The sequence below is a fragment of the Bradyrhizobium sp. genome (assembly GCF_049586575.1).
Lineage (GTDB): Bacteria > Pseudomonadota > Alphaproteobacteria > Rhizobiales > Xanthobacteraceae > Bradyrhizobium.
On record NZ_JBAVCF010000623.1, the window covers coordinates 1 to 1680 of the forward strand.

At 58.8% G+C, this 1680-nt stretch carries 2 protein-coding genes and 1 pseudogene; all 3 read right to left on the reverse strand.

The window, feature by feature from the left end; genetic code table 11:
- Positions 1–107, reverse strand: a pseudogene (locus WB528_RS23015) (IS5/IS1182 family transposase); the annotation flags it as partial.
- Positions 108–232: 125 nt separating this feature from the next.
- Positions 233–772 carry a D-glycero-alpha-D-manno-heptose-1,7-bisphosphate 7-phosphatase gene (locus WB528_RS23020; protein WP_423891002.1) on the reverse strand — a complete coding sequence of 180 codons (540 nt, stop codon included), beginning with the start codon at positions 770–772 and terminating at the stop codon, positions 233–235.
- A gap of 7 nt (positions 773–779) precedes the next feature.
- Positions 780–1373 (reverse strand): D-sedoheptulose 7-phosphate isomerase, encoded by a 594-nt coding sequence (locus tag WB528_RS23025; RefSeq protein WP_423891004.1) that lies wholly within the window; start codon positions 1371–1373, stop codon positions 780–782.
- Between the last annotated feature and the right edge of the window lie 307 nt (positions 1374–1680).

Here is a 1680-nt window from a genome sequence, read left to right on the forward strand (position 1 = left end):
ACACCTCGCACATCCTTCGGCAAATGCGGTTCAATCCGTGCCCATTGCTCGTCGCTCAGCCAGAACAGATTTCTGCTCATCGATTCTTCCCCAATACGAATCAATATCGTATTGTTCAAACAGAAAACTTAATGAGTTCTGACCCTAGTGTCCGTTCGATTCGGAAGTTCGAAACTTGGCTCCGTAAAATGCCACGAACTTCGGAATCGGGACACTGGACGGCAGCGATTTTTCATCCGGAAATCTGAGCGATAATGTCCGCGACGAACGCATCGAGGTCGCCGCCGGAAAACAGAAAACCGGGCAGGCCGGCGGCATCCGCCGCCTCGATATCGCTCTCGCGGTCGCCAATGACAAAGCTGCCTTCGCGCTGCACCGGCCAATTCTCCATCAAATCGTGGATCATGCCGGGTTTCGGCTTCCGCCAGTGGTGGTCTTCGAGATAGCCCGCAACCGATCCGTCCGGATGATGCGCGCAATAACGGATGTCGTCGATGACGGCGCCTTGCGTTGCGAGCTCGGCGCGCATCCAGTCATGCACCGTGTTGAGTTCTTTCTCGGTGAAGAAGCCGCGTGCAATACCGGATTGGTTGGTGAAGAAGAACACGAAATAGCCGGCTTCGTTGAGCCGACGGATCGCCTTGGCGGCATTCGGCATCCAGCGGATGCGGTCGCTGGTGCCCATATAACCGTCGTCATGATTGACGACGCCGTCGCGGTCGAGAAACGCGGCGGGGCGCGGAGTGGAGCGGGCAGGATGGTTGCCGCTCATGTCTCGCTCAAGTTCCATGCGCCAGAGTCTGTTCGATCACGTCGCAGATGCCGTGGGCGAATGTCAGGTGAATTTGTTGAATCGCCGCGGTGTCGTCGCTTGGCGCCGCGAGCAGATGATCGCACGATGCGCCCATCGCTGTGCCTTGGGCGCCGGTGAAACCGACCGTGACCATTCCCTGCTGCCGCGCAGCCTTCAGCGCTGCCAGAATGTTCGCAGAGCGGCCCGAGGTCGATAACGCCAGCAGAACATCGCCGCGCCGGCCGAGGCCCTCGACCTGTCGCGCGAAGATTTGCTCGAAGCCGTAGTCGTTGCCAATCGCCGTCAGCGCCGAGGTGTCCGTGGTCAATGCGATCGCCGCATAGGCCGGGCGGTCTTGCTTGTAGCGGCCGATGATTTCAGCGGCGATGTGCTGGGCGTCGGCCGCGCTGCCGCCGTTGCCGGCGATCAGGAGCTTGTGGCCGCTGCGCAGCGCTCCCGCCATGACGTCGGCGATCTTGCGCGCGGTCTCGATCAGGCCAGCATCCCGCGTCGTCCGTTCAAGGGCGTCGCGCGAGATCGCCAGATGCGCTGCGATCGGGTCTTTCGAAGTCTGGCTCAAGCGTCACCGGTTCGGCTACGTGTATCCTTGGCAATCATGGTCGCTAGTGTCCCGGTTCTGACATTCGTATCATGTGTCGCGGCAAGCTCATTTGCGAATGTCAGAACCAAAGGGACACTAGCAAATATTAGATACTGGTGTGGCTTTGGATTTGACATTCGCATCAAGGACTCGCGGAAATACTGGAGCGAATGTCAAATCCGCCACACCTAGTGCCCACTTTCCGAAGTTCGTGCTCCATCGCAGCACCCACCTTCACGAACTTCGGAAAGTCATGGGCACTAGCAAACTTATTGATTCTAGTACC

Bases quoted from the DNA above. Each gene is read 5' to 3' on its own strand.
- WB528_RS23020 (WP_423891002.1), bottom strand. From the start codon at position 772: ATGAGCGGCAACCATCCTGCCCGCTCCACTCCGCGCCCCGCCGCGTTT.